Annotated in this window: 18 protein-coding genes; 9 read left to right on the top strand and 9 right to left on the bottom strand. The window is 46.8% G+C overall.

Features of this window, described 5'->3' with window-relative positions; genetic code table 11:
• Positions 1 to 34: 34 nt before the first annotated feature.
• The 4 genes from F3I09_RS28335 (at position 35) to F3I09_RS28320 (ending at position 4,140) form a co-directional block, all read left to right on the top strand.
• On the top strand, positions 35 to 874 hold the full coding sequence (locus F3I09_RS28335) for an MBL fold metallo-hydrolase (protein ID WP_149698430.1): 840 nt from the start codon (positions 35 to 37) through the stop codon (positions 872 to 874).
• Positions 875 to 974: 100 nt separating this feature from the next.
• Positions 975 to 1,325, top strand: coding sequence for a co-chaperone GroES family protein (locus F3I09_RS28330; RefSeq protein ID WP_223233418.1), 351 nt, complete (start codon positions 975 to 977; stop codon positions 1,323 to 1,325).
• Positions 1,326 to 1,476: 151 nt separating this feature from the next.
• A complete protein-coding gene (locus F3I09_RS28325; RefSeq protein ID WP_149698429.1) occupies positions 1,477 to 3,039 on the top strand; it encodes a helicase HerA-like domain-containing protein in 1,563 nt (520 codons plus the stop codon).
• A 54-nt stretch (positions 3,040 to 3,093) separates the two neighbouring features.
• On the top strand, positions 3,094 to 4,140 hold the full coding sequence (locus F3I09_RS28320; RefSeq protein WP_149698428.1) for a Gfo/Idh/MocA family oxidoreductase: 1,047 nt from the start codon (positions 3,094 to 3,096) through the stop codon (positions 4,138 to 4,140).
• A 69-nt stretch (positions 4,141 to 4,209) separates the two neighbouring features.
• On the opposite strand, the gene F3I09_RS28315 is transcribed toward F3I09_RS28320, so the two are convergent.
• Both F3I09_RS28315 and F3I09_RS28310 read right to left on the bottom strand, forming a co-directional pair.
• Entirely contained in the window at positions 4,210 to 6,114 is a 1,905-nt protein-coding gene (locus F3I09_RS28315) for an ATP-dependent DNA helicase RecQ (RefSeq protein ID WP_149698427.1), read from the bottom strand.
• 52 nt (positions 6,115 to 6,166) lie between these two features.
• A complete protein-coding gene (locus tag F3I09_RS28310; RefSeq protein WP_149698426.1) occupies positions 6,167 to 8,272 on the bottom strand; it encodes a cation-translocating P-type ATPase in 2,106 nt (701 codons plus the stop codon).
• A gap of 195 nt (positions 8,273 to 8,467) precedes the next feature.
• Here F3I09_RS28310 and tsaE point away from each other — a divergent pair, with 195 nt between their 5' ends.
• Together tsaE and F3I09_RS28300 are read left to right on the top strand one after the other, a co-directional pair.
• Complete coding sequence (gene tsaE / locus F3I09_RS28305) at positions 8,468 to 8,890, top strand: tRNA (adenosine(37)-N6)-threonylcarbamoyltransferase complex ATPase subunit type 1 TsaE (RefSeq protein ID WP_149698425.1); 423 nt, start codon at positions 8,468 to 8,470, stop codon at positions 8,888 to 8,890.
• 67 nt (positions 8,891 to 8,957) lie between these two features.
• Entirely contained in the window at positions 8,958 to 10,175 is a 1,218-nt protein-coding gene (locus F3I09_RS28300; RefSeq protein ID WP_149698424.1) for an alanine dehydrogenase, read from the top strand.
• Here the strand turns inward: F3I09_RS28300 and F3I09_RS28295 are convergent.
• The 4 genes from F3I09_RS28295 to F3I09_RS28280 all read right to left on the bottom strand — a co-directional run bounded on the left by F3I09_RS28295 (position 10,172) and on the right by F3I09_RS28280 (position 13,557).
• Positions 10,172 to 11,419, bottom strand: a complete 1,248-nt coding sequence (locus F3I09_RS28295) for an outer membrane beta-barrel protein (RefSeq protein ID WP_149698423.1) — start codon at positions 11,417 to 11,419, stop codon at positions 10,172 to 10,174. The genes F3I09_RS28300 and F3I09_RS28295 overlap by 4 nt on opposite strands.
• 73 nt (positions 11,420 to 11,492) lie before the next feature.
• Positions 11,493 to 12,293, bottom strand: coding sequence for an undecaprenyl-diphosphate phosphatase (locus F3I09_RS28290; protein ID WP_149698422.1), 801 nt, complete (start codon positions 12,291 to 12,293; stop codon positions 11,493 to 11,495).
• A gap of 96 nt (positions 12,294 to 12,389) precedes the next feature.
• Positions 12,390 to 12,656, bottom strand: a complete 267-nt coding sequence (locus F3I09_RS28285) for a DUF3098 domain-containing protein (protein WP_149698421.1) — start codon at positions 12,654 to 12,656, stop codon at positions 12,390 to 12,392.
• A gap of 25 nt (positions 12,657 to 12,681) precedes the next feature.
• Positions 12,682 to 13,557 (bottom strand): ABC transporter permease, encoded by an 876-nt coding sequence (locus tag F3I09_RS28280; protein WP_149698420.1) that lies wholly within the window; start codon positions 13,555 to 13,557, stop codon positions 12,682 to 12,684.
• A gap of 139 nt (positions 13,558 to 13,696) precedes the next feature.
• On the opposite strand from F3I09_RS28280, the gene leuS reads away from it, so the two are divergent.
• Together leuS and F3I09_RS28270 are read left to right on the top strand one after the other, a co-directional pair.
• Positions 13,697 to 16,468 carry a leucine--tRNA ligase gene (gene leuS, locus F3I09_RS28275; protein WP_149698419.1) on the top strand — a complete coding sequence of 924 codons (2,772 nt, stop codon included), beginning with the start codon at positions 13,697 to 13,699 and terminating at the stop codon, positions 16,466 to 16,468.
• A gap of 76 nt (positions 16,469 to 16,544) precedes the next feature.
• Positions 16,545 to 17,219, top strand: a complete 675-nt coding sequence (locus F3I09_RS28270) for a peptidoglycan DD-metalloendopeptidase family protein (RefSeq protein WP_149698418.1) — start codon at positions 16,545 to 16,547, stop codon at positions 17,217 to 17,219.
• Between the two features lie 2 nt (positions 17,220 to 17,221).
• Here the strand turns inward: F3I09_RS28270 and F3I09_RS28265 are convergent, their stop codons facing one another.
• Positions 17,222 to 18,523, bottom strand: coding sequence for a M28 family metallopeptidase (locus F3I09_RS28265; RefSeq protein ID WP_149698417.1), 1,302 nt, complete (start codon positions 18,521 to 18,523; stop codon positions 17,222 to 17,224).
• A gap of 101 nt (positions 18,524 to 18,624) precedes the next feature.
• Between F3I09_RS28265 and ruvB the strand changes: the two genes are divergently transcribed.
• Positions 18,625 to 19,650, top strand: a complete 1,026-nt coding sequence (ruvB, locus tag F3I09_RS28260) for a Holliday junction branch migration DNA helicase RuvB (protein WP_149698416.1) — start codon at positions 18,625 to 18,627, stop codon at positions 19,648 to 19,650.
• 197 nt (positions 19,651 to 19,847) lie between these two features.
• Here the strand turns inward: ruvB and F3I09_RS28255 are convergent, their stop codons facing one another.
• Positions 19,848 to 20,759 (bottom strand): bestrophin family protein, encoded by a 912-nt coding sequence (locus F3I09_RS28255; protein ID WP_149698415.1) that lies wholly within the window; start codon positions 20,757 to 20,759, stop codon positions 19,848 to 19,850.
• A gap of 20 nt (positions 20,760 to 20,779) precedes the next feature.
• Positions 20,780 to 21,259 carry a hypothetical protein gene (locus F3I09_RS28250; RefSeq protein WP_149698414.1) on the bottom strand — a complete coding sequence of 160 codons (480 nt, stop codon included), beginning with the start codon at positions 21,257 to 21,259 and terminating at the stop codon, positions 20,780 to 20,782.
• Between the last annotated feature and the right edge of the window lie 44 nt (positions 21,260 to 21,303).

Here is a 21,303-nt window from a genome sequence, read left to right as displayed (position 1 = left end):
ATTCACGAACTTCAGCATCCAAACTGATCCAATCATGAACTTATACAGTATAGATACAGGCCATTTTAAACTGGACGGAGGCGCCATGTTTGGCGTAGTGCCTAAAAGCATCTGGAACAAACTGAATCCGGCAGACGAGAACAACATGTGCTCATGGGCCATGCGTAGCCTGCTGATAGAAGACGGCGACCGCCTGATCCTGATAGATACCGGTATTGGCAATAAACAGGACGAGAAATTCTTCAGCCATTATTACCTGCACGGAGATGCCAGCATCGATGCATCCCTGGCAAAACATGGCTTTCACCGTGATGATATTACCGACGTATTCCTGACACATCTGCACTTTGACCACTGTGGCGGTAGTATAGAAAGACAGGGAGATAAACTGGCACCTGCCTTTAAAAATGCCAGTTTCTGGAGCAACCAGGAGCATTGGGACTGGGCAACCAAGCCCAACGAGCGGGAAAAAGCCTCTTTTCTGAAGGAAAATATCCTGCCTATACAGGAAAGTGGACAGCTGAAATTCATTCCCCGCGAGGAAGGCATTCCTTTCAGTAATGATTTCAATATCCGCTTTGTATTCGGACATACAGACTCCATGATGCTGCCGCAGATACGATACAAGGACAAGACTATCGTTTATATGGCCGACCTCCTGCCCAGCACGGGGCATATCCCTATCCCTTACGTAATGGCATACGATATGTTCCCGCTGACAACCCTGCAGGAGAAAAAGAGCTTTTTACAAGAGGCTGTGGAGAACAACTACGTTCTCTTTTTTGAGCATGACCCCGTTACGGAGTGTTGCACCCTGCAATTGACAGAAAAAGGTATCAGAGTGGCCGATACATTCCGGCTGGCAGATGCATAACTGTGCCATATTGGCACCGCATACTCCTGCTGCACGCATTTTGTAATACCTTTGGCGGAGGTATATTACCATGGCTATACATTTGACTCAAGACAATAAATTGAAGAAGCTAATAGTTGTAGGAGACCGGGTGCTTATTAAACTAACCACTCCTAACGAACGCACAGACAGTGGCTTATATCTTCCTCCCGGCATGCAGGAAAGGGAAAAGGTACAGCAGGGTTATGTGATCAAAACCGGGCCTGGTTATGCATTGCCATTACCCAGCGAAGAGGATGAGGCATGGAAGCCGGAAGAGGAGAAAGTGAAATATATTCCCCTCCAGGCAAAAGAAGGCGATCTGGCCATCTTCCTGTTAAGCGGCTCTACAGAAGTATCCTATCAGGGCGAGAAGTATTTCATCGTTCCCCAGGGCGCTATCTTATTGCTTGAAAGAGAAGAAGAACTATAAGGCTGCCAGCAAACGGCAAAAAATAACATCAGGAACTAAGCATGAAGAATAAATGCATCTGCATTATTTTTTATGCGTTGTTCCTGATTTTTTTATTCCCCCTTTTGTCCAAAACCGCTTTTCCATATCTTCAACAAAAATTTTATACACCATGGCAACGAAAGAAGCATTTCTGGAGTACATACAGGATGGTTATTCCTTTAAAGGTGAACATATTAAACTGGGATGTGCCATGCTGGATGGCGAAGTAATAGCCGGAGCAGATGTTTCCCTCCCCCTGAAAACATTAAACAGACATGGTCTCATAGCCGGCGCCACCGGTACTGGTAAAACCAAAACCCTGCAGGTGATTGCAGAAGCTTTGAGCGACGCCAGCGTACCTGTACTGCTGATGGACATTAAAGGAGACCTGAGCGGTATTGCTGCTGCAGGAACCGGCAATCCCAAGATCGATGAGCGTTACCAGAAAATAGGCGGTAGCTGGTCACCTTCAGCTTATCCAACAGAACTCCTTTCCCTTAGTAAGGAAAAAGGCGCCCGTCTCCGAGCTACTGTGAGTGAATTCGGGCCGGTGCTGCTCTCCAAGGTACTGGAACTGAACGATACCCAGGAAGGTCTGGTCTCCATGATATTCAAATACTGTGATGATAATAAACTGCCACTGCTAGATCTGAAAGATTTCAAAAAAGTGTTGCAGTATGTGAGTGATGAAGGCAAGGCTGAAATGGAAAAAGACTACGGAAAGATCTCCACCACATCGGCAGGTACTATTCTTCGTAAGGTGGTTGGTCTGGAACAACAGGGCGCAGATCTTTTCTTTGGAGAGGCGTCTTTCGAAGTAGATGATCTGATGCGTATCAGCGATGATGGCAGGGGGATTATCTCTATCGTAAGGGTAGCCGACATACAGGATCGTCCGAAGTTATTCTCCACTTTCATGTTAAGCCTGCTGGCTGAACTTTATGCTATACTACCGGAAGAAGGCGATCTTGAAAAACCTAAACTGGTGATGTTCATCGATGAGGCTCACCTCATTTTCCAGGAGGCCAGTACAGCATTGCTACAGCAGATTGAGACTATCATTAAGCTGATCCGTTCCAAGGGAGTAGGCATTTTCTTCTGTACACAGAACCCGATGGACGTTCCACCGTCTGTGTTGGGGCAGCTGGGTATGAAAGTGCAACATGCATTACGCGCTTTCACTGCCAATGACAGAAAGTCCATCAAACAAACAGCAGAGAACTATCCGCTGTCTGAATTCTATAAAACAGATGAATTACTGACACAGATCGGTATAGGGGAAGCACTGTTCACCTGTCTGAATGAAAAAGGGCAACCAACGCCATTGGCGGCTACCATGCTGGTAGCACCACGCTCCCGTATGGATGTACTGTCGGATGCAGAGGCTGATGCTATCGTCAACTCATCCAAACTGGTAAAGAAATATAACCGCGAAATAGACGCTGAAAGCGCTTATGAGATACTGAATGCCAAACTGGAGGAAGCAGCCGAAAAAACGGCTCAGGAGAAGGAAGAAAAGACATCCCCGAAAGGCGGAGGCAGACAGAAAGAAGAAAAGGGCATTCTTGAAACCGTGCTGACCAGTTCTGCTGCACGCCAGGCCGGCCGTACTGCGGCAAACATCATTACCCGCAGCCTGCTGGGAGCACTGGGACTGGGTGGTAAAAGCAGTAAGAAAAGCAGCTGGTTCTAAGAAATACCGAATATTCACTATCTTATTGCCCTAACAGACCAAAACCAGGATTTCATGGAAAGAATTATCAAGACCGGTATATGTGCATATGGCATGTCGGGCCATATTTTTCACGCTCCTTTTATTCATGTGCATCCCGGGTTTGCATTCACGGCCGTGGTGGAAAGAAGTAAACACATGGCGCAGGAAAGGTATCCGGATGTGAAGGTTTACAAGAGTGTGGAAGAGATGCTTCAGGACGATTCCCTGGAACTGATCATCGTCAACACGCCTAACTATACACACTACGAATATACCAAGGCTGCATTGAATGCCGGTAAACATGTGATCGTGGAAAAACCATTCACTGTTGCATCTGTGGAAGGGCAGGAACTGACGGAACTGGCCAAAAGCAAGGGACTGTTACTGAGCGTATACCATAACCGCCGTTTTGATAGTGATTTCAAGATCGTACAGCAGGTAATTGCCAGCGGCGACCTGGGAGACATCCTGGAGGCAGAGATTCACTATGACCGTTTCCGTGAGGAATTAAGCTACAAGAAACACAAGGAATCCGCTTTACCAGGTACCGGCGGCCTGTACGACCTGGGCTCACACCTGGTAGATCAGGCATTACAGTTATTCGGTTTACCGGAGGCTATATGGGCGGATATCCGCATCATCCGTAAAGATTCTCTTGTAGATGATTATTTCGAGTTGGTATTCTTCTACGATAAATTACGTGTACGTCTGAAATGTAGTTACATCACCAGGGAGCCTATCCCCTCTTACCAGTTCCATGGACGTAAAGGCTCTTTCATTAAGACAAAAGCCGATACACAGGAAACCATGCTGCAACAGGGCCTGCTGCCGGGCGCTCCCGGATGGGGCGTGGAAGGTATTCATGAATGGGGCCTGATGCACACAGAGAAGGACGGTCAGGTGATCCGGGCATACCTGCCTTCTCCTAAAGGCGACTACCTGGAATATTTTGACGGTATGCACAAGGCGCTCACCAAAGGCGCACCGGTACCTGTAGAGCCAGCAGATGCCGTAAATGTGATCCGTGTGATTGAAACTGCTTTCCAGAGCAGTAAAGAAGGTAAGATCATCAAGCTCTAACAGCAACGATATAAAGCAAGATAGGCCGTATCAAATACCTGATACGGCCTATCTTGCTTTTATAAGTACTTACAATAAATGTACTCTCCCAAGGGCATCTCTCCCCGCTCTTCCTTCCGCTATCAGGAACTGCATCACTTCCAGCAATGCGTCTTCTTTTACTGATGATAACCTGTTACACACATCTACCCACTCCGTCGGCTCAGGCTGCAGTTGTGCCATCAGTTGTACCGCTATTTCTTCTGCTGCCTTTCCTTCCAGCGGCTTTTTCTTCTTCTCTATACATACATCGCAGATGCCACAGTCAGCTGTGTACTTCTCTCCAAAATACCGTACCAGTGCCTGTGTACGGCATACATCCTTATTCCGGATATAATCCAGCATGGCGTCCAGCCGCTCCTTGTAAACCTTCATCCTCTCTTTTATTCTGGCGCTGTCAATACGCAAATGTTGTGCAGAAACACGCTCCTGTGTAAAGCATAACTGCGGTTCTTCTTTGCGTTGATTATACTTCAGGATACGACGCTGATGTAACTGCTGCAGCCATTCTATGATCTGTGATTCCGGCTTTCTCATCAGCCTCGCTACCTGCCTTTCATATATTGGTACAGGCGTATCAAAAATGCCTTCATAAGTACGCAACAACGTTTGCAGCAAGGCATCGAATACGGGCTGCATATCTGTAAAATCATACAGCGTCTGCTTGCTGATAACAAACTCAACACGGGAAGGCATAAACACACTTTCACTCAGTTGCAGGATACCTTCCTGCTCCAGTATCTTCAATGCACTATATGTAGTCGTAATATTCAGTTCAAACTTCCGGACAAAATCATTGATGTCAAAATCATAGTAAACACCTTCTGCACTACCTACTGCCACCTGGAGGTAATTCACGAGACATTGGTACACCTCACGGATCTCTGTCACCTCAGGAAACTGTAGTACCATCATCCTGACCATCTCTGTCAGTTCCTGCTGCTGGTACATCAGTACTGCATATGCCTTCTTTTCATCTCTTCCGGCGCGGCCTGCTTCCTGGTAATATGATTCCAGTCCATCAGTAGCATCGTAGTGAATCACCACACGCACATCGGGCTTGTCTATACCCATACCAAAGGCATTGGTGCATGCCATTACCCTAATCCGGTTGTTTAGCCATAACTCCTGTCGCACAGTGCGCTCCTCCCCTGTTAATCCGGCGTGATAATAGGTAGCAGCAATACCACTCTGCTCCAGCATATCAGCCACTTCACGCGTGCGCTTACGGTTACGGCAATATACAATAGCGCTGCCTTGTACACGTTGCAGGATATGCTTTAATTTCTCCGGTTTATTATCTTCTTCAATGACGCTATAGGAAAGATTATGGCGGGCAAAACTTTTGGTGAATATGGCCGGCTGTTTCATCAGCAGCTTCTCACAGATGTCCTGCTGTACTTTGGGAGTAGCCGATGCGGTCAGTGCCAATAAAGGCACTCCCGGGAAATAAGTCCTGATGGAGGCAATTTCAAGATAGGCCGGCCTGAAATCATATCCCCACTGGGAGATACAGTGGGCTTCATCAATAGCCAGCAGATTCACAGGCATGCCGTCGCAATATTCCAGGAAACGCTTGCTTTGAAGACGTTCAGGAGAGACATAGAGAAATTTGTATTTCCCTCTGCGGGCCTCCTCCAGCAGTCTTTCCACATCCTGGTAATACATGCCGGCATAAATAGCTACTGCCGGTATATTCCGCTTTTGCAGATTGGCCACCTGGTCTTTCATCAGGGCGATGAGTGGTGTGACTACTATACATACACCTTCCTTCAGCAGGGCCGGTACCTGGAAACAGATGGACTTCCCGCCACCTGTCGGCAGCAGGGCGAGTGTGTCCGTTCCACTGCTGACAGATTGGATGATCTCTTCCTGTAAAGGACGGAATTGTGTATATCCCCAGTATTTTTTGAGTATGTCGGATGGATTGGCCATATCAGTGCAGCTGTAAAAATAAAGAATTGCTCACATCTGCACACGCCAGCTGTCAGATCACTTTCTTATAACGCAGTCTCACAGAATTCACTGCCAGTACAATGTCAGAAAGCGCCATGACGCCTGCTCCGGATATAGGGCTTAATACTCCGAAGGCGGCAAAAGGAATAGCGATGATATTATAGATGAAAGCCCAGAAAAGATTCTGTTTGATGGTAAGATAGGTGTGACGCCCCAGTCCCAGCGCAAGCGGCAGGGAAGAAAGGCGGTTGTTTAGTAATATGACATTGGCGCTCTGCATGGCCACATGAGTAGCATCACTCAGGGAGATACCAATACTGGCCCTGGCCAGTGCCGGTGCATCATTGATACCGTCTCCCACCATGGCTACGGCAGCCTCTTTCATGAGGGCGTCTATCTTTTGTAACTTCTGCTCGGGAGTTTGTCTTGCAAACACTTCCGTAATACCTGTCTGAGCAGCCAGTTCCTGGCATTTACGCTCAGTATCCCCACTCAATAATACTGTTTTAATCCCACCTTGCTGTAGCTGTTTAACCATTAGCGCAGCATCAGGCCTTATCTCATCCGTAAAATCGATCCACCCAGCCAATTGCCCGTTCTTCAGCAGATAGATGTTATGACTGTCATCTGAGATGACCTTTTCTGCCATTACAAAAGAACCCAGCTGCCACTCATTACCTGCTGCGTCTTTGGCTTGCATACCCCGGCCTTTTATCTCCCTTACCTGTTGTAAGGGCGTTTCTCCCTCTCCTTTCCATAAGCCGGAAAGAGAGCGGGCTATAGGGTGAGAAGAGTATTTCTCCAGGCTATAGACCATCTTTTTGAACTCCTGTTCTGTCATTCCTTCAAAATGATAGTTACCTATCTGCAGTTTACCAGTAGTGAGGGTACCGGTTTTATCCAGCACCACATATTTAATATCCTTAAATGCTTCCAGTGTATTGGCGCCTTTGATGAGTATACCGTTGTGGGCGGCACGTCCCAGCCCGACCATTACTGCGGCAGGTGTAGCCAGGCCCATGGCGCAGGGACAGGCAATTACCAGCACTGCGATGCTTTTCATGATGGCTTCACCGGTGGTCACATTACCAAAAATGGCCCATCCCAGGAAGGTGACAATGGCAATACCCAGCACCAATGGTACGAAAATGCCGCTGATCCTGTCTGCCAGCTTTTGCATATTGGGCTTCGCGCTCTGCGCCTGTTTTACCAGTTCTATGATATAGGATAATACGGTATCCTTACCGGTGGCAGTAATGAACATTTTGATACTGCCTTCTTCCAGGATGGTGCCACCGATGACCTTATGCTTTTCGCTTTTGGCCACAGGAGCGCTTTCACCGGTTATCATAGACTCATTGATATGGCCGCTGCCCCAGTAAATAGTGCCGTCCATCGGAATCTTGTCGCCGGTATTTACCAGTACTTTATCTCCCGGTTTCAGGGTCTGGTTATCGACAATATGAATATGTTCATGATTGCCATGTTCCTGGATCAGTCTTGCGGTGGTGACCTGCATTCTTGCCAGATCGGCAATGGCGGTAGTGGTTTGCTTTACGGAGCGCTCTTCCAGCAGGTTCCCCAGGAATACCAGGGTTATAATAGCTGCTGCTGTTTCGTAGAACATATAATCGCCGCCCAGGTGCAGCAGGGTACCTGTAAGGCTGTACCCGTAAGCGGCTGTGGCGCCCAGTGTGATCAGGACGTCCATATTGGCCAGCCTGTTCACCAGTGATCTCCAGGCGCTACGGCCGAAGTGCCACATCCCCATGAGGTATACAGGAGTAGCCAAGGCCAGCTGTACATAGGTATTATGCAACCAGGCCCAGTTCACCCACATATGCAATAATAAGGGAGCGGTAAAAACAGCGCTGAAAAAGAATTTAAAGGTCAGGGTTTTCAGGAACAGATTTTTGGGCTGAGGTTGGTTCGGCAATATAATCTGGTAGCCCATCTGATTAATGCCGTTCAGCACATCACTGGCAGAGGTGATACCCTCTGGTAGGGTAAAGCTCAACTCTTCCGTGGCGAAGCTCACGTTCACATCCTGCATCCCTTTATTTTCCAGGTATCTTGACACCGATTGCGCGCAATTGGTGCAATGCATACCTCTAACTTTACAACTGATCGTTTCCATGATTCAGCGAATAATATTAATATCAAAATACCTTACACAAAAGTACCAAGCACGGTTTTACGTGAATAAAATATTAATGCAACGGGGTATCGACGCACCCGCTTATTGTACAGATTATCAACTCGTTCCGGTTGGTTCAACTTTTAATGCAACTCGGTAGCAACCAATGATATAGTAATTAGCTAAATTTACTGCATGGAATGGACATTTTCTCATGAAGAGCTGCCGGCAACCGCAGAAAGCTTCTGGCAATATTACAAGGGGCAACATATATTCACCCTGGAAGGGCCGATGGGAGCAGGTAAGACCACTTTCATAAAGGCGCTTTGTACTGCCAGAGGCGTGGAAGATACCACTGCCAGTCCTACTTTTTCAATCATAAATGAATATGCTTTCCGGGAAAACGGTCAGGAATATACCATATATCACCTGGACCTCTACCGGCTGAAGGACGAGGAAGAAGCTATAGCAGCAGGCGTTGAGGACACAATATACCACGATCATGCAATCAGTTTCGTAGAATGGCCTGACATCATTAACGACTTACTGCCACCGGATACTGTCCGGCTGCAGCTATCAGTATTACCTGACAAAAAAAGGCGCTTACGCGCCGGATAATGCTTTGAACAAATGACGTATCTTTGGATACGCGGAAAAAATCACCCGGACCAATCTTGATAATCATATGGAGCAAAGGCAAAAACCTGTTGTGAGTGCTGGCTTTACGTATTCACCACTGGAAGAAACGTTAGATATTCCACAAAAAAACTCCCGTTTATTTATTGGTATACCTAAAGAGACTTCCTTCCAGGAGAACCGCATTGCATTGACACCAGATGCAGTCAGTATATTAGCCAGCAATGGTCATCATATTGTAGTAGAACATAAAGCCGGCGACGGCTCACATTTCTATGATACCGATTTCTCAGAAGCAGGCGCCGAGATCCTGTATGACAAGAAAGAAGTATTCAAAGCAGAGATCATCGTAAAGTCAGCTCCGCTGAATGATGAAGAAATAGAGCTGCTGCATCCTCATCAGATCGTTATTTCTCCCATCCACCTGGCGGCTCTGAAGATAGAACAGGTCCAGAAAATGATGGAGAAAAGGATCACACTTCTTTCTTTTGAGAACCTGAAAGATGATGCGGGCACTTATCCTATCGTAAGGGCTATGAGCGAAATAGCCGGTGGTGCAGTGATGTTGCTCGCAGGTCAGTACCTTAGTAATGGTAATAAAGGGAAAGGTATTCTGCTGGGTGGGGTGACCGGCATCCCTCCTACCAAGGTAGTGATTATCGGGGCTGGTATTGTAGGCGAATTTGCAGCCAGAACTGCGATGGCCTTAGGGGCTTCTGTAAAAGTATTTGACAACAATATCTACAAGCTGAAACGTCTGCAGAACAATATCGGCGTACGTATATTCACTTCTGTTATGCAGCCTAAGGTGCTGGCAGAACAACTCCGTAATGCCGATGTAGCCGTAGGCGCATTGTCGTCCCAGAGTGGCCGTACACCTATTGTTGTAACAGAAGCGATGGTCAGCAATATGAAAGCGGGATCAGTAATTGTGGATGTCAGCATCGACCGTGGCGGCTGTTTCGAAACCTCAGAGATCACCAGCCATGAGAACCCCGTCTTCAAAAAATATGATGTCGTGCATTATTGCGTTCCCAACATCCCATCAGGATTTGCCCGCACCGCATCAGAAGCGATCAGTAATGTACTGATGCCTCTGTTGCTGGAAGCGGCCGATGATGGCGGTTTTGAAAATCTTGTTTGGATCAAGCGCGGTGTACGTAATGGTATCTATCTCTACAAAGGTGCCCTCACCAATTACCATCTCAGTGAAAAGTTCAAACTGAAATATACCGACCTGGAATTGCTGCTGGCAGTAAAAGGTTAGAAACCGTAAGCCGCCAGGATCTGGAAGCTGTGAATACCGGTTCTTCCTGCCGGATAAGGAGAGAAGCCGTTGCCTGTTGTATATCTTACTTCAGCATTCACCTTGTAGATCTTTACGCCTATGCCACCTACCAGTGTCTGTTCATATTTACGGGGCCCGTTAATTGCCTCTTCCCACTCCCTGTCGGGACTTCTCTTCATTCCGTTCTCATTTGTTTTAACTATGAATCCATTTCCTATTCCGACATTGATATAAGGCCTTATAGCGGTTTTAGTAGGATAAGTATAACGGAACAATGTATTCACCTGCAGATAGGTAAACGCAAATTTTACAATAACACCACTATAAGTACCATGCAAAACCCCGTTTGTCTCCAGCTTTTTATATAACAGCTCCGGTACAAATGAAATATTACGTCCGTTACGGCCCAGGGGAATATCCGCCCAGATACCACCTATAGGGCCTTTGGAGTTTTCATATTCACCCAGTCCTATAAAAGCGGAACCTTTGAAAGGATAGCTGGTAAAAGCCATTCCACCCATGATGCCATATGTAACTGGCAGGCGCTTTTTCTTCTGCACGGTTACCGGTTCCTTTGGTCCGGCTCCTGGTTCCTTACTGTTGTTGTAGGCGAGGAACAGCTTTTTCAGATTGGCTTCCCGATAAGATATCTGCCGGGCCTTTCCTGCCAGCGCTGCATTATCTGCAAACAGAGCCGCCAGCTGATCCTTATATTTTTCTTCCGTAAAAATACCACTGTTGCCAGAAGAACGCTCTACATACTGTTGCACATACTCCAGTTCAGTTGCCGGCACATCAGCTGCATCATACACGTAGTGAACCCTGGAAAATTTATCGATATACTCGTACAGATTGTAACGTCCTGTTACTATTCTCATCAGGAATACCGGTGTATCCTGTACGATACGTTCAGTTTTTTCATTCAGACTGTTGATGTCCTGCTTAGTAATATCAATACGCAATTTCCGGCTTACATATTCTACTTCCGGTTCGGCTACTTTAAACCCATTGATATCTGTAGGTTTAAAGCGTTGTTCACCTGCGTTCGACAGGCTCTCCTTAAAGACTATTTCATTGGGAGACTGATACCAGTTGCGGAAATCTATAAAACCTTTCAGTGAATCATTCTGCGGGGTAATGATCACTCCAGGAACATAATTACGTTGCGCTACGACAGCATAGGTCATCAGCATACAGCACAGGAAGAGGGAAATAACTCTCATATAGGTAAGGGTGATTAATAATAAAGTCCCGGACCTCGCGATCCGGGACCTGCCTTTTATCTTAAATTTAATTTTATACTGATAATTTGTAACCCAGTCCGATAGCTGCCAGGATAGCGATACCCACCACTATACGATAGTATCCCCATACCCTGAAACCGTATTTCTTCAATGCGTTTATGAAGAATTTTATGGCAATCATTGCTACGATGAATGCCACGATGTTTCCTACCAGCAGGAGCTTCAGGTTGTCAGTATTGGACATCAGCAGTTCACGGCCTTTCAGCAGTTTATAACCGGTGGCTGCCGCCATGGTAGGTACTGCCAGGAAGAAGGAAAATTCTGCGGCTACATTGCGGGTCAGCTTTTGCTGCATACCACCGATGATGGTAGCGGCGCTGCGGCTCACACCAGGTATCATGGCCACACATTGCCAGAAACCGATGCGCAAAGCCTTGAAGAGGTTCATCTGCTCATCCTTTTCTACTGTTGGCTGAGTAAACCAGTTGTCTACAAATAACAGCACAATACCACCCAGCAACAAGGTGATACCTACTACCAGCGGACTTTCCAGCAGCGCGTCAATGCGATCTGCAAATAAGTATCCGACGATCAGCGCTGGTAATACGGCCACGATCAGTTTAACATAAAAACTAACCCTGTTTTTATCGAATACCAGGAATTTTCTCCAGTATAAGACTACCACCGCCAGGATGGCACCCAGCTGGATACAAACTTCAAACAGTTTGGTGAATTCGTCTTTATTGAGCTTTAACAATGCACTGGTGATCACCATATGACCTGTTGATGATACAGGTAAGAATTCGGTTAATCCTTCCACAATCGCAATAATAATCGCCTGCCAGATGTCCATGACAATTAGAAAAGTTTAAGGTTCTGAAGTACTGTTATCAAAAAAAAGGCGATGAGCATTTCATCGCCGTGAACATTCAATATTTTGTATCCGCCCTTATTTAGGCTTACGCATGATAGCATAAATCTCTACGATCAGTCCCAGCACAATAACAATCGGCGCCAGGGTGATACGGCGGAAGCTATATACTTCTTCAGGTTTGAATGAATTAGGATCATCACTGTTACCTCCCATCATCAACAGGAAGCCTACAACAACGATAGCCAGTCCGGCGATCATGAATTTGTAATTCTCTTTTGCAAAAACAGCACGTTCTTCTACGCCTGCTTTTTCAACGGTGATATGCTTGGATGTTTTACTCATAGTATCGTATGGTGAAATTATCAGATTAATATAGATCGTCCAGTTTCAGACGTAGATATTTCATTACTGAACGATGTGTACTTACCAGTGAAATACAGATCCCGATGACGGTCATGCCGATAAACAGTATCGCCATCATGAAATAGTCCCTCATGCCTGCCAGTTCGGGCAACAACTGGTCTGCACCATACACAATGCCTATCACACCGCCAATGGCGAGAAATGCGCTCAGGGCCCCGTTAATGATGCTGCGCAGGTCAAATGGCTTGGCAATGAACCAGCGGGTAGCGCCTACCATCTGCATGGTCTTGATCAGAAAACGGTTGCTGAACATCGCCAGACGGATCGTATTGTCGATAAGTACTATCACTACCAATGAGAGCAATATACAGATACCGAGTATCACGAGGCCTATCTTCCGTACATTCTCATTCAGTTTGCTTACCAGCCCTCTTTGATAGGAAATCTCCCTGACAATGTTCTGTTGGGTCAGATTAGCCTCGATCACTTTCAGGCTGTCAGGATTCACATAACGCGCATTCCCCTTGATGTTGATGCTGGCATACAAGGGGTTATATTGCAGGAGGTTGATAAAATCCTCTCCAAATTCCTTTTTAAAGCGCTCGGCGGCCATATCCTTGGATACGTATTCGATAGACTTCACATAAGGACGGGAAGCGATGGAATCACGCAGGGCGATAGCCTGTTCTTCCTTCACATTGTCCCTCAGAATCACCTGGATCTCAATACTTTCCTTGAAAAATTCGCTAAGTTTATTGGCATGTATAACAATCAGGCCGAGTGTTCCCAGCAGAAAAAGCACTAAGGCCACTCCAATAATAGAGTAGAGATAGGAAGGTTTGGATTTTTTTGATGATGATTTGCCGGGTTGCTGCGCCATTAATCTACCGTTTAATGGCGAAAATAATAAAAATTAGCAGTTATGTTTACTTTTGTCGTCCTTTAACGTTATTTTAAGCTCAGCGCGTGGGCGCTAAACAAAGCCCATGTTCAGATAAGACAGATTATTTAATTATTATATGGAATACAATTTCAGGGCGATTGAGAAAAAGTGGCAGGCACACTGGGTAAACACAAAGGCTTACCAGGTTAGCAACAACAGCCCCAAACCCAAATGTTATGTACTGGATATGTTTCCCTACCCATCAGGGGCGGGACTCCATGTGGGGCATCCACTGGGGTATATTTCATCCGATATTTATGCCCGTTATAAAAGACTGAAAGGCTTTAACGTGCTTCATCCGATGGGCTGGGATGCCTTTGGCCTTCCGGCAGAGCAGTATGCCCTGGAAACCGGTCAGCACCCCGCAGTTACTACAGCTAACAACCTGGCGGCCTTCCGCAGGCAGCTGGACAATATAGGATTCAGTTTTGACTGGGATCGCGAAATAAAGACCAGCGATCCTGGCTATTACAAGTGGACACAATGGATCTTCCTGCAGCTGTTCGACAGCTGGTTCAACCGTTCCCTGCAAAAAGCAGAACGCATCGAAACACTGATCGCTGCTTTTGAAAAGGCAGGTAATAAGGCCTATGAATGTCCCGGCGATCGTAATATCAGCTTTACAGCAGACGAATGGAAGCAATTCGGCGAAATACGCCAACGCGAGATACTTATGCACTACCGTCTGGCCTTCCTGGCCTTTGCGGAAGTGAACTGGTGCCCTGCCCTGGGAACCGTACTGGCCAATGACGAAGTGGTGAACGGTGTAAGTGAGCGAGGCGGCTACCCTGTTATCAAAAAGAAAATGAGGCAATGGTTCCTCCGTATTACGGAGTACGCCAACCGCCTGCTGGAAGGACTGGAAACCGTCGAGTACAGTGATGCCATGAAAGAAATGCAGCGCAACTGGATCGGAAAGAGCCAGGGTGCTGAGGTCACTTTTGCATTTGATGGCATTACAGACAGCTCCGTGACTGTATATACTACCCGTCCTGATACCATCTTCGGTGTGGATTTTATGGTACTGGCGCCTGAACACGACCTGGTAAGCCGCATCACTACGGCAGATCAGAAAGCAGAAATTGAAAAGTACCTGGACTATGTACAGAGCCGTTCCGAACGTGAACGCATGGCGGAAGTAAAACAGATCACCGGTTGCTTTACCGGTGCATATGTGCTCAATCCGTTCAATGGACGCCGTATCCCGGTATGGATCTCTGAGTATGTACTGGCCGGATATGGTACCGGCGCCATCATGGCGGTGCCTTGCGGCGACCAGCGTGACTATTCTTTTGCCAGACATTTCAATATCCCGATCACCAACATTATCGGAGATGCTTTCAACGGAGAAGAGGCTAATCCTACCAAGGATGCCATTCTGCAACACAGTGACTTCCTGGACGGCATGACTATGCGCGCCGCCATGGATGTGGTAGCTGACAAAATAGAAGCACTGGGCATTGGCAAACGACAGATCAATTATAAGATGAGGGATTCTGGCTTCAGCCGCCAGCGTTACTGGGGTGAGCCATTCCCGATCGTATATAAGAACGGTGTTCCTTATGCACTTGAAGAGAAAGACCTCCCGGTTACCCTGCCACATGTGGAGAACTATAAACCCGGGGAAGAAGGTGAAGGCCCGCTGGCCAACATTACCGATTGGGTAAATATTGATGCTGATACCAGACGCGAAACCAATACCATGCCCGGTTATGCCGGAAGCAGCTGGTACTTCCTGCGTTATACTGATCCTCAGAACACAGGAGTATTTGCAGACCGTGCAGCAACAGATTACTGGAACCAGGTTGATGTTTATGTAGGAGGTACAGAACATGCAGTGGGTCACCTGCTGTACTCACGCATGTGGACAAAAGCACTGTTTGACCTGGGGTATATCAGCTTCCAGGAGCCATATAAGAAACTGATCAACCAGGGTATGATCGGAGGAAGTTCCCGCATGGTTTATCGTGTTCGCGGTACTAATACTTATGTTTCCCATGGCTTGAAGGATAAGTACGAAACTGACGAATTACATACCGATGTAAACATCGTAGATGGTCTGGAACTGGATATAGTTGCTTTCAGGAACTGGAGACCTGCCAATAAAGATGCGGAATTCATATTGGAAGACGGAAAATATATCTGCGGTGTTATGCTCGAAAAAATGAGTAAAGGAAAATACAACACCGTGAACCCGGATGATGTAGTGGAGAAGTTCGGTGCTGATACTTTCCGCATGTATGAAATGTTCCTCGGACCTGTGGAACAGTCTAAACCATGGGATACCAAAGGTATTGAAGGAGTACACCGCTTTCTGAAAAAGCTGTGGCGCCTGTTTGCCGACGAACAGAAGGGCATCATTGTGACAGATACTGCAGCTACGCCTGAAGAGCTGAAGATCCTTCACAAGACCATTCAGAAGATAGATGCTGACACAGAAAACTTCTCTTACAATACAGCAGTCAGCCAGTTCATGATCTGTGTAAATGAACTGAGCAGTCTGAAGTGCAATAAGCGCAGTGTACTGGAACCGGTATTAATATTACTGACGCCATATGCACCGCATATTGCCCAGGAACTGTGGCACCAGCTGGGCAATCCTACCAGCATCCTGGATGCTGCTTATCCTGTATTTGAAGAAAAATACATTAAGGAGAGCGCCTTCACCTACCCGATAGCTGTCAATGGTAAAACACGTACTGAACTGAGCTTCCCGCTCGATGCAGACAATGAATCCATTGAGAAAGAGGTGCTGGTCAACGAGGCCATTCAGAAATGGATTGACGGCAAACCTGTAAAGAAAGTAGTGATTGTAAAAGGCAGGATGATCAACATAGTCACCGGCTGATGAAGATAGAAAAGAAAAGGCCACGGTACGTACCGTGGCCTTTTCTTTTTATATTTGACGCTCTCAACCCATCAGCATGTTAGAAAAGATCCTCGAGCGTTATCAGCCCTTTCAGCCAGTCGTATTATTTGATCCGGAAAACGACAGCCTGCTGGGCATGGACTTCACTGACAGAAATACGACCCTCACTGCGGAAATACTGGATGACACCCAAAAGTTCACAGATTATGTGAACCAGCTACTGACCGATCATCAGTGCATTTTCGGCATAGGAGGCTATGCGGAACACCGGACCATCTATGCCCGCAGCGAGCATTTCTCTACTGCTGATGAACCCCGCCGTCTGCATCTGGGTATTGATATATGGGGAGCGCCCGGTACGCCGGTATTTGCCCCATTGGACGGCACCGTCCATAGTTTCCGGTTCAATGATATACATGGCGATTACGGCGCTACTATCATTCTTCGTCATCAACTGGAGGGATATGTTTTTCATACCCTGTATGGCCATCTTTCCCTGCGTGACCTCGAAGGCTTACATGAGAACATGCGGATCGTAGCCGGTCAGCAGATAGCCCATTTCGGGGATATCCCGGAGAATGGCCATTGGCCCCCTCACCTGCATTTCCAGATCATCACTGATATGGAAGGCAACAACGGAGATTATCCCGGCGTATGCCGCTACAGTGAAAAGGAAAAATACCTGGCCAACTGCCCCGATCCGAACATTATCCTCCAGATGATACCTTAAGGCTATCTACGGCTGCTGACAGCTGCTTTGTCTATGCGGGTAGGCGTATCCTTGCCATCCACAATGGAAGTGGCGCTGGTCGCTATCGCCTGGATAATGCTGGTGATATTGTCAAAATCCATGCTTTCTATCTCATCTTTCACACTGTGGTACAGCGTGTCTTTGTCGATTTGTGTTGTAGAGATTGTATGTGCCGGCACTCCCAGTCTTGCCAGGGTAGCGTTGTCAGAACGATAAAAAAGCTGCTGCTCAGGATAAGGATCAGGGTAGAAATGGAACACGGAAGACTCCAGGTTGCGACCTAATATCTGCCCGAAGTCAGAACGCTCATAACCGGTGATAAAGGCACTATTCTTACCGAATTTAGACTCCTTACCGATCATTTCTATGTTAAACATCGCCACGATCTTTTCAGGGTCCAGCTGGCGGGAGAAATAACGGGAGCCATAACCGCCGATCTCTTCCCCTGTAAATGCCACGAACAGGATACTACGTACCGGAGGATGCTTTTTAAAATATTTCGCCAGCATCAATACTGCGGTAACCCCACTTGCATCGTCGTCAGCACCATTGGCAATGCTGTCCTGTTCTACCGGTGTCAGGATCCCGATATGATCGTAGTGACCGGAAAAGATCACATATTCATCCGGTTTACCGCTGCCGGCGATCATACCAGCTACATTACAAAGGGGCAGACGGGTAACTTGTTGTGAAACCTGAACTGACCATGTACCAGCATCGTCAGATGCCTGCTGTTTTAAAATAAATACAACAGTAGCAGTACTGTCCTGTTTACTGGTGCCATGTAGCTGTATTTCGCCGGTATACTGATTAAATTTTTCAATCTGCGTACTGTCTACCCATACAAGGGTATTATGTGAAGCTCGTTTCAGCTCCCGTACCTTGTTACCGAAATTATCGCCCGCGTTGATATGGGCTATTTCCACTTTAGTGTCCTGTGTCCAGCTGATATTACTTTCCACGCCGGTTACAAACACTACCCCAGCCCGGGCAGCCTTTCCATTCAGTACCACCTTCTGTTTTACCGGTTGGGTATCATATTGAAAAAATGATTGCCTGAAGTCGTTATCTCCTTCCAGCGGCTGCAGTCCTGCAGCTGCGAATTCCTTTTCGAGGAATGCAGCGGCCTTTTCCGCACCAGGTTTGAAGGTTTCACGTCCCTGCATGTCATCTGCAGCTAGTGTGGATAATATGCGTTTTACTTCTGATTTTTTGATCTGCTGCCCCTGGGTCATGAGGGTGATCAGGCATAGGGCAGGTAGTAGAGTATAATACTTTCTCATATTGCTATCCGGGTTAAATTTTGCGGTGCTGCATAAATATACCACACAATGTATTACCAGCGTCTTGCAACAGCTATATTTTTGGTAACTTTCGCCCCGATATGTCTAATCCGCTAAGACCAGAAGAAAACCGCCAGAGCGCGGCAGAAAAGGAGTTTGAGAATAGCATCCGGCCCCGGGAGATCGTAGATTTCTCCGGGCAGGACCAGATCATTGAGAACCTGAAAATATTTATCAAGGCCGCCAAAATGAGAGGGGAAGCATTGGACCATATTCTGTTCCATGGCCCTCCCGGGTTGGGGAAAACAACTCTTTCCCGCATTGTGGCCAATGAGATGGGGGTGAACATCAGGGAAACTTCCGGACCGGTGATAGAAAAACCCGGCGATCTGGCAGGCCTGCTCACCAACCTGGAAGATAAGGACGTGCTCTTCATCGATGAGATCCACCGCCTCAGTACTGTGGTGGAAGAGTACCTGTACTCAGCCATGGAAGATTACCGTATCGATATAATGATCGATACCGGCCCCAGTGCACGCTCCATACAGATCACGCTACATCCTTTTACACTGATAGGTGCCACCACCCGTTCAGGGTTATTGACTGCGCCACTCCTCTCCCGTTTTGGTATCAAATCGAGACTGGAATATTATAACGCCACTACCCTGCAAAAGATCATCTGGCGGGCAGCGGGATTATTACAGACAAAGATCACTTCAGATGCGGCGATGGAAATAGCCCGTCGCTCAAGGGGTACTCCGCGTATTGCCAATGGCTTGCTCAGACGTGTACGCGATTTTGCGCAGGTGGTAGGCAATGGCGTTATCGACCTTGAAATAGCACAATTCAGCCTGAAAGCATTGAATGTGGATGAATACGGCCTGGATGAAATGGACAACCGCATTCTCCAGGTGATCATTGAGAATTTCAAAGGCGGTCCGGTAGGTATTACCACCATTGCTACTGCTGTAGGAGAAGAAGCCGGCACCCTGGAAGAAGTGTATGAGCCATTCCTGATACAGGAAGGTTTTATCAAACGTACGCCACGTGGCAGGGAAGTTACAGAGAAAGCCTATATACATCTGGGCAAAGCACCCAGGAGTGGCGGTAGCGGCATGTTATTCTGATCATACTGTATGAAAAATAAAAGGGAGCGAAAGCTCCCTTACTTGTTTCCTCCATATAACACTCTATATCCATGTTGGAATGACGTCCGGCGCTGTAGTAATCCTTCTGTAATCCTTGATTGAGCTATTGTTCGTATGCACCGGAACGTTATCCCTTCTCCAACAGAGTAAAGTAAGTGTAGGCTTTAAAACAGTTATTACATCACATAGAATTTGTGTTCTGCGTTGATAGTTTCAGGTAAATGATGATCATTCAACATCTGCTTCAGATCACGTTCAATATTCCTCGATATTGCCGTCATCGGCGTATCCGTAGGTTTATTGTCGAACGGATCCTGCAGGTGGATCGCCATCTTTTCTATCAGCAGGAAAGAAGCCGCAATCGCAACTACCATAGGCACTTCCACCAGTCCGAAATACTCTATCAGGGCAAACGGCAATAACAGGATGAAAAAGTTCAGTGCGAAATGGATGTAAAGACTGTAAGTAGCCGGAAAGACCGTATTCTTGATACGCTCGCATTTACCCATTCCATCACATAAACGGCTCAATGTCTGATCCAGCTGTATCTGCTGGTATTCATTGATCCATCCCTGTTTCAATGCATAGTTCAGATCACGTGCGTGCAATTCCAGCAATGCCATAGGTACGTTGGTGTACCGGCACACATGTGATATCTCCCTCTTGGGGATATGCCTGTCAAGCCCTTCCCGGGCGTCCAGCCCACGCAGGGACTGGCTGAGGGCATAACACCAGGCTATCTGCCGGCGTACTATACGTTCTCTGAAATGCCCTATCTCTTCACCATCATAAGAACTATCTATGAATGAAAGCACTTGTCTTGAAAACGTACGCGAATCATTTACAATAGCTCCCCATACCGTTCTTGCCTCCCACCAGCGGTCATACGCCTGATTGGAACGAAAGGCCAGCAACAAGGAAATAACAGTACCCATGATCATAGGCACAGACAGGGGAATGGCCATGTCTTTCAGATTAAACCTGTCGTGCAGTAATACTATCACCAAAGTATATACCGCTACGAGCAGGATCTCATACTTTATTTTCCCGAAAACATATTTTAACGGGATATTCTTCTTCAGTAACATCTTGTAACGGTTTTATGGTTCTACACTTCAAACAACTCCGACATTGCGGATACCAGGTATTTCTCTTTTCTTGGCGCCAGTGGTATATGATGTACAGGGTATTTGCTCTTTCTGATCAATTCTGCGGGGTTGTAGCTGCTTGCGCCTGCTTTGCGGAATTCGTCCTTTGCAGCGCATGCTATCACATCGATGTTATGATATAACAGGAAATTCCTGAACAGCCCTTTACCATTACCGATCAGGAATTCAGTTTTCAGCGATTGAATAACAGAGGCGTATTTATTTTTAATGATCTCACAGGCATCTTTATAATCGGCTGTAATGAGATCGTAGTAAGATGACCTTCTGGACAGCATCATCAGGTCCATGATAGAGCCGGGCATTTCTACCGCGTGCATCAGAACAATATTAAGTGGTTCACCACCAAAGCGCTCAACCACACCGTGCACTACGCGAAGAGACCGGATAGAAAAATCTGTTGGAATCAATACATGCTTCATGGGTAATTCTTTTAACACAAAACTACCAGCACGGGGTTAGGAAC

It is taken from the genome of Chitinophaga sp. CF418, assembly GCF_900142925.1.
Lineage (GTDB): Bacteria > Bacteroidota > Bacteroidia > Chitinophagales > Chitinophagaceae > Chitinophaga.
The sequence above is the reverse complement of the archived record's forward strand: the minus strand, read 5'-3'. Positions and strand labels throughout refer to the sequence as shown.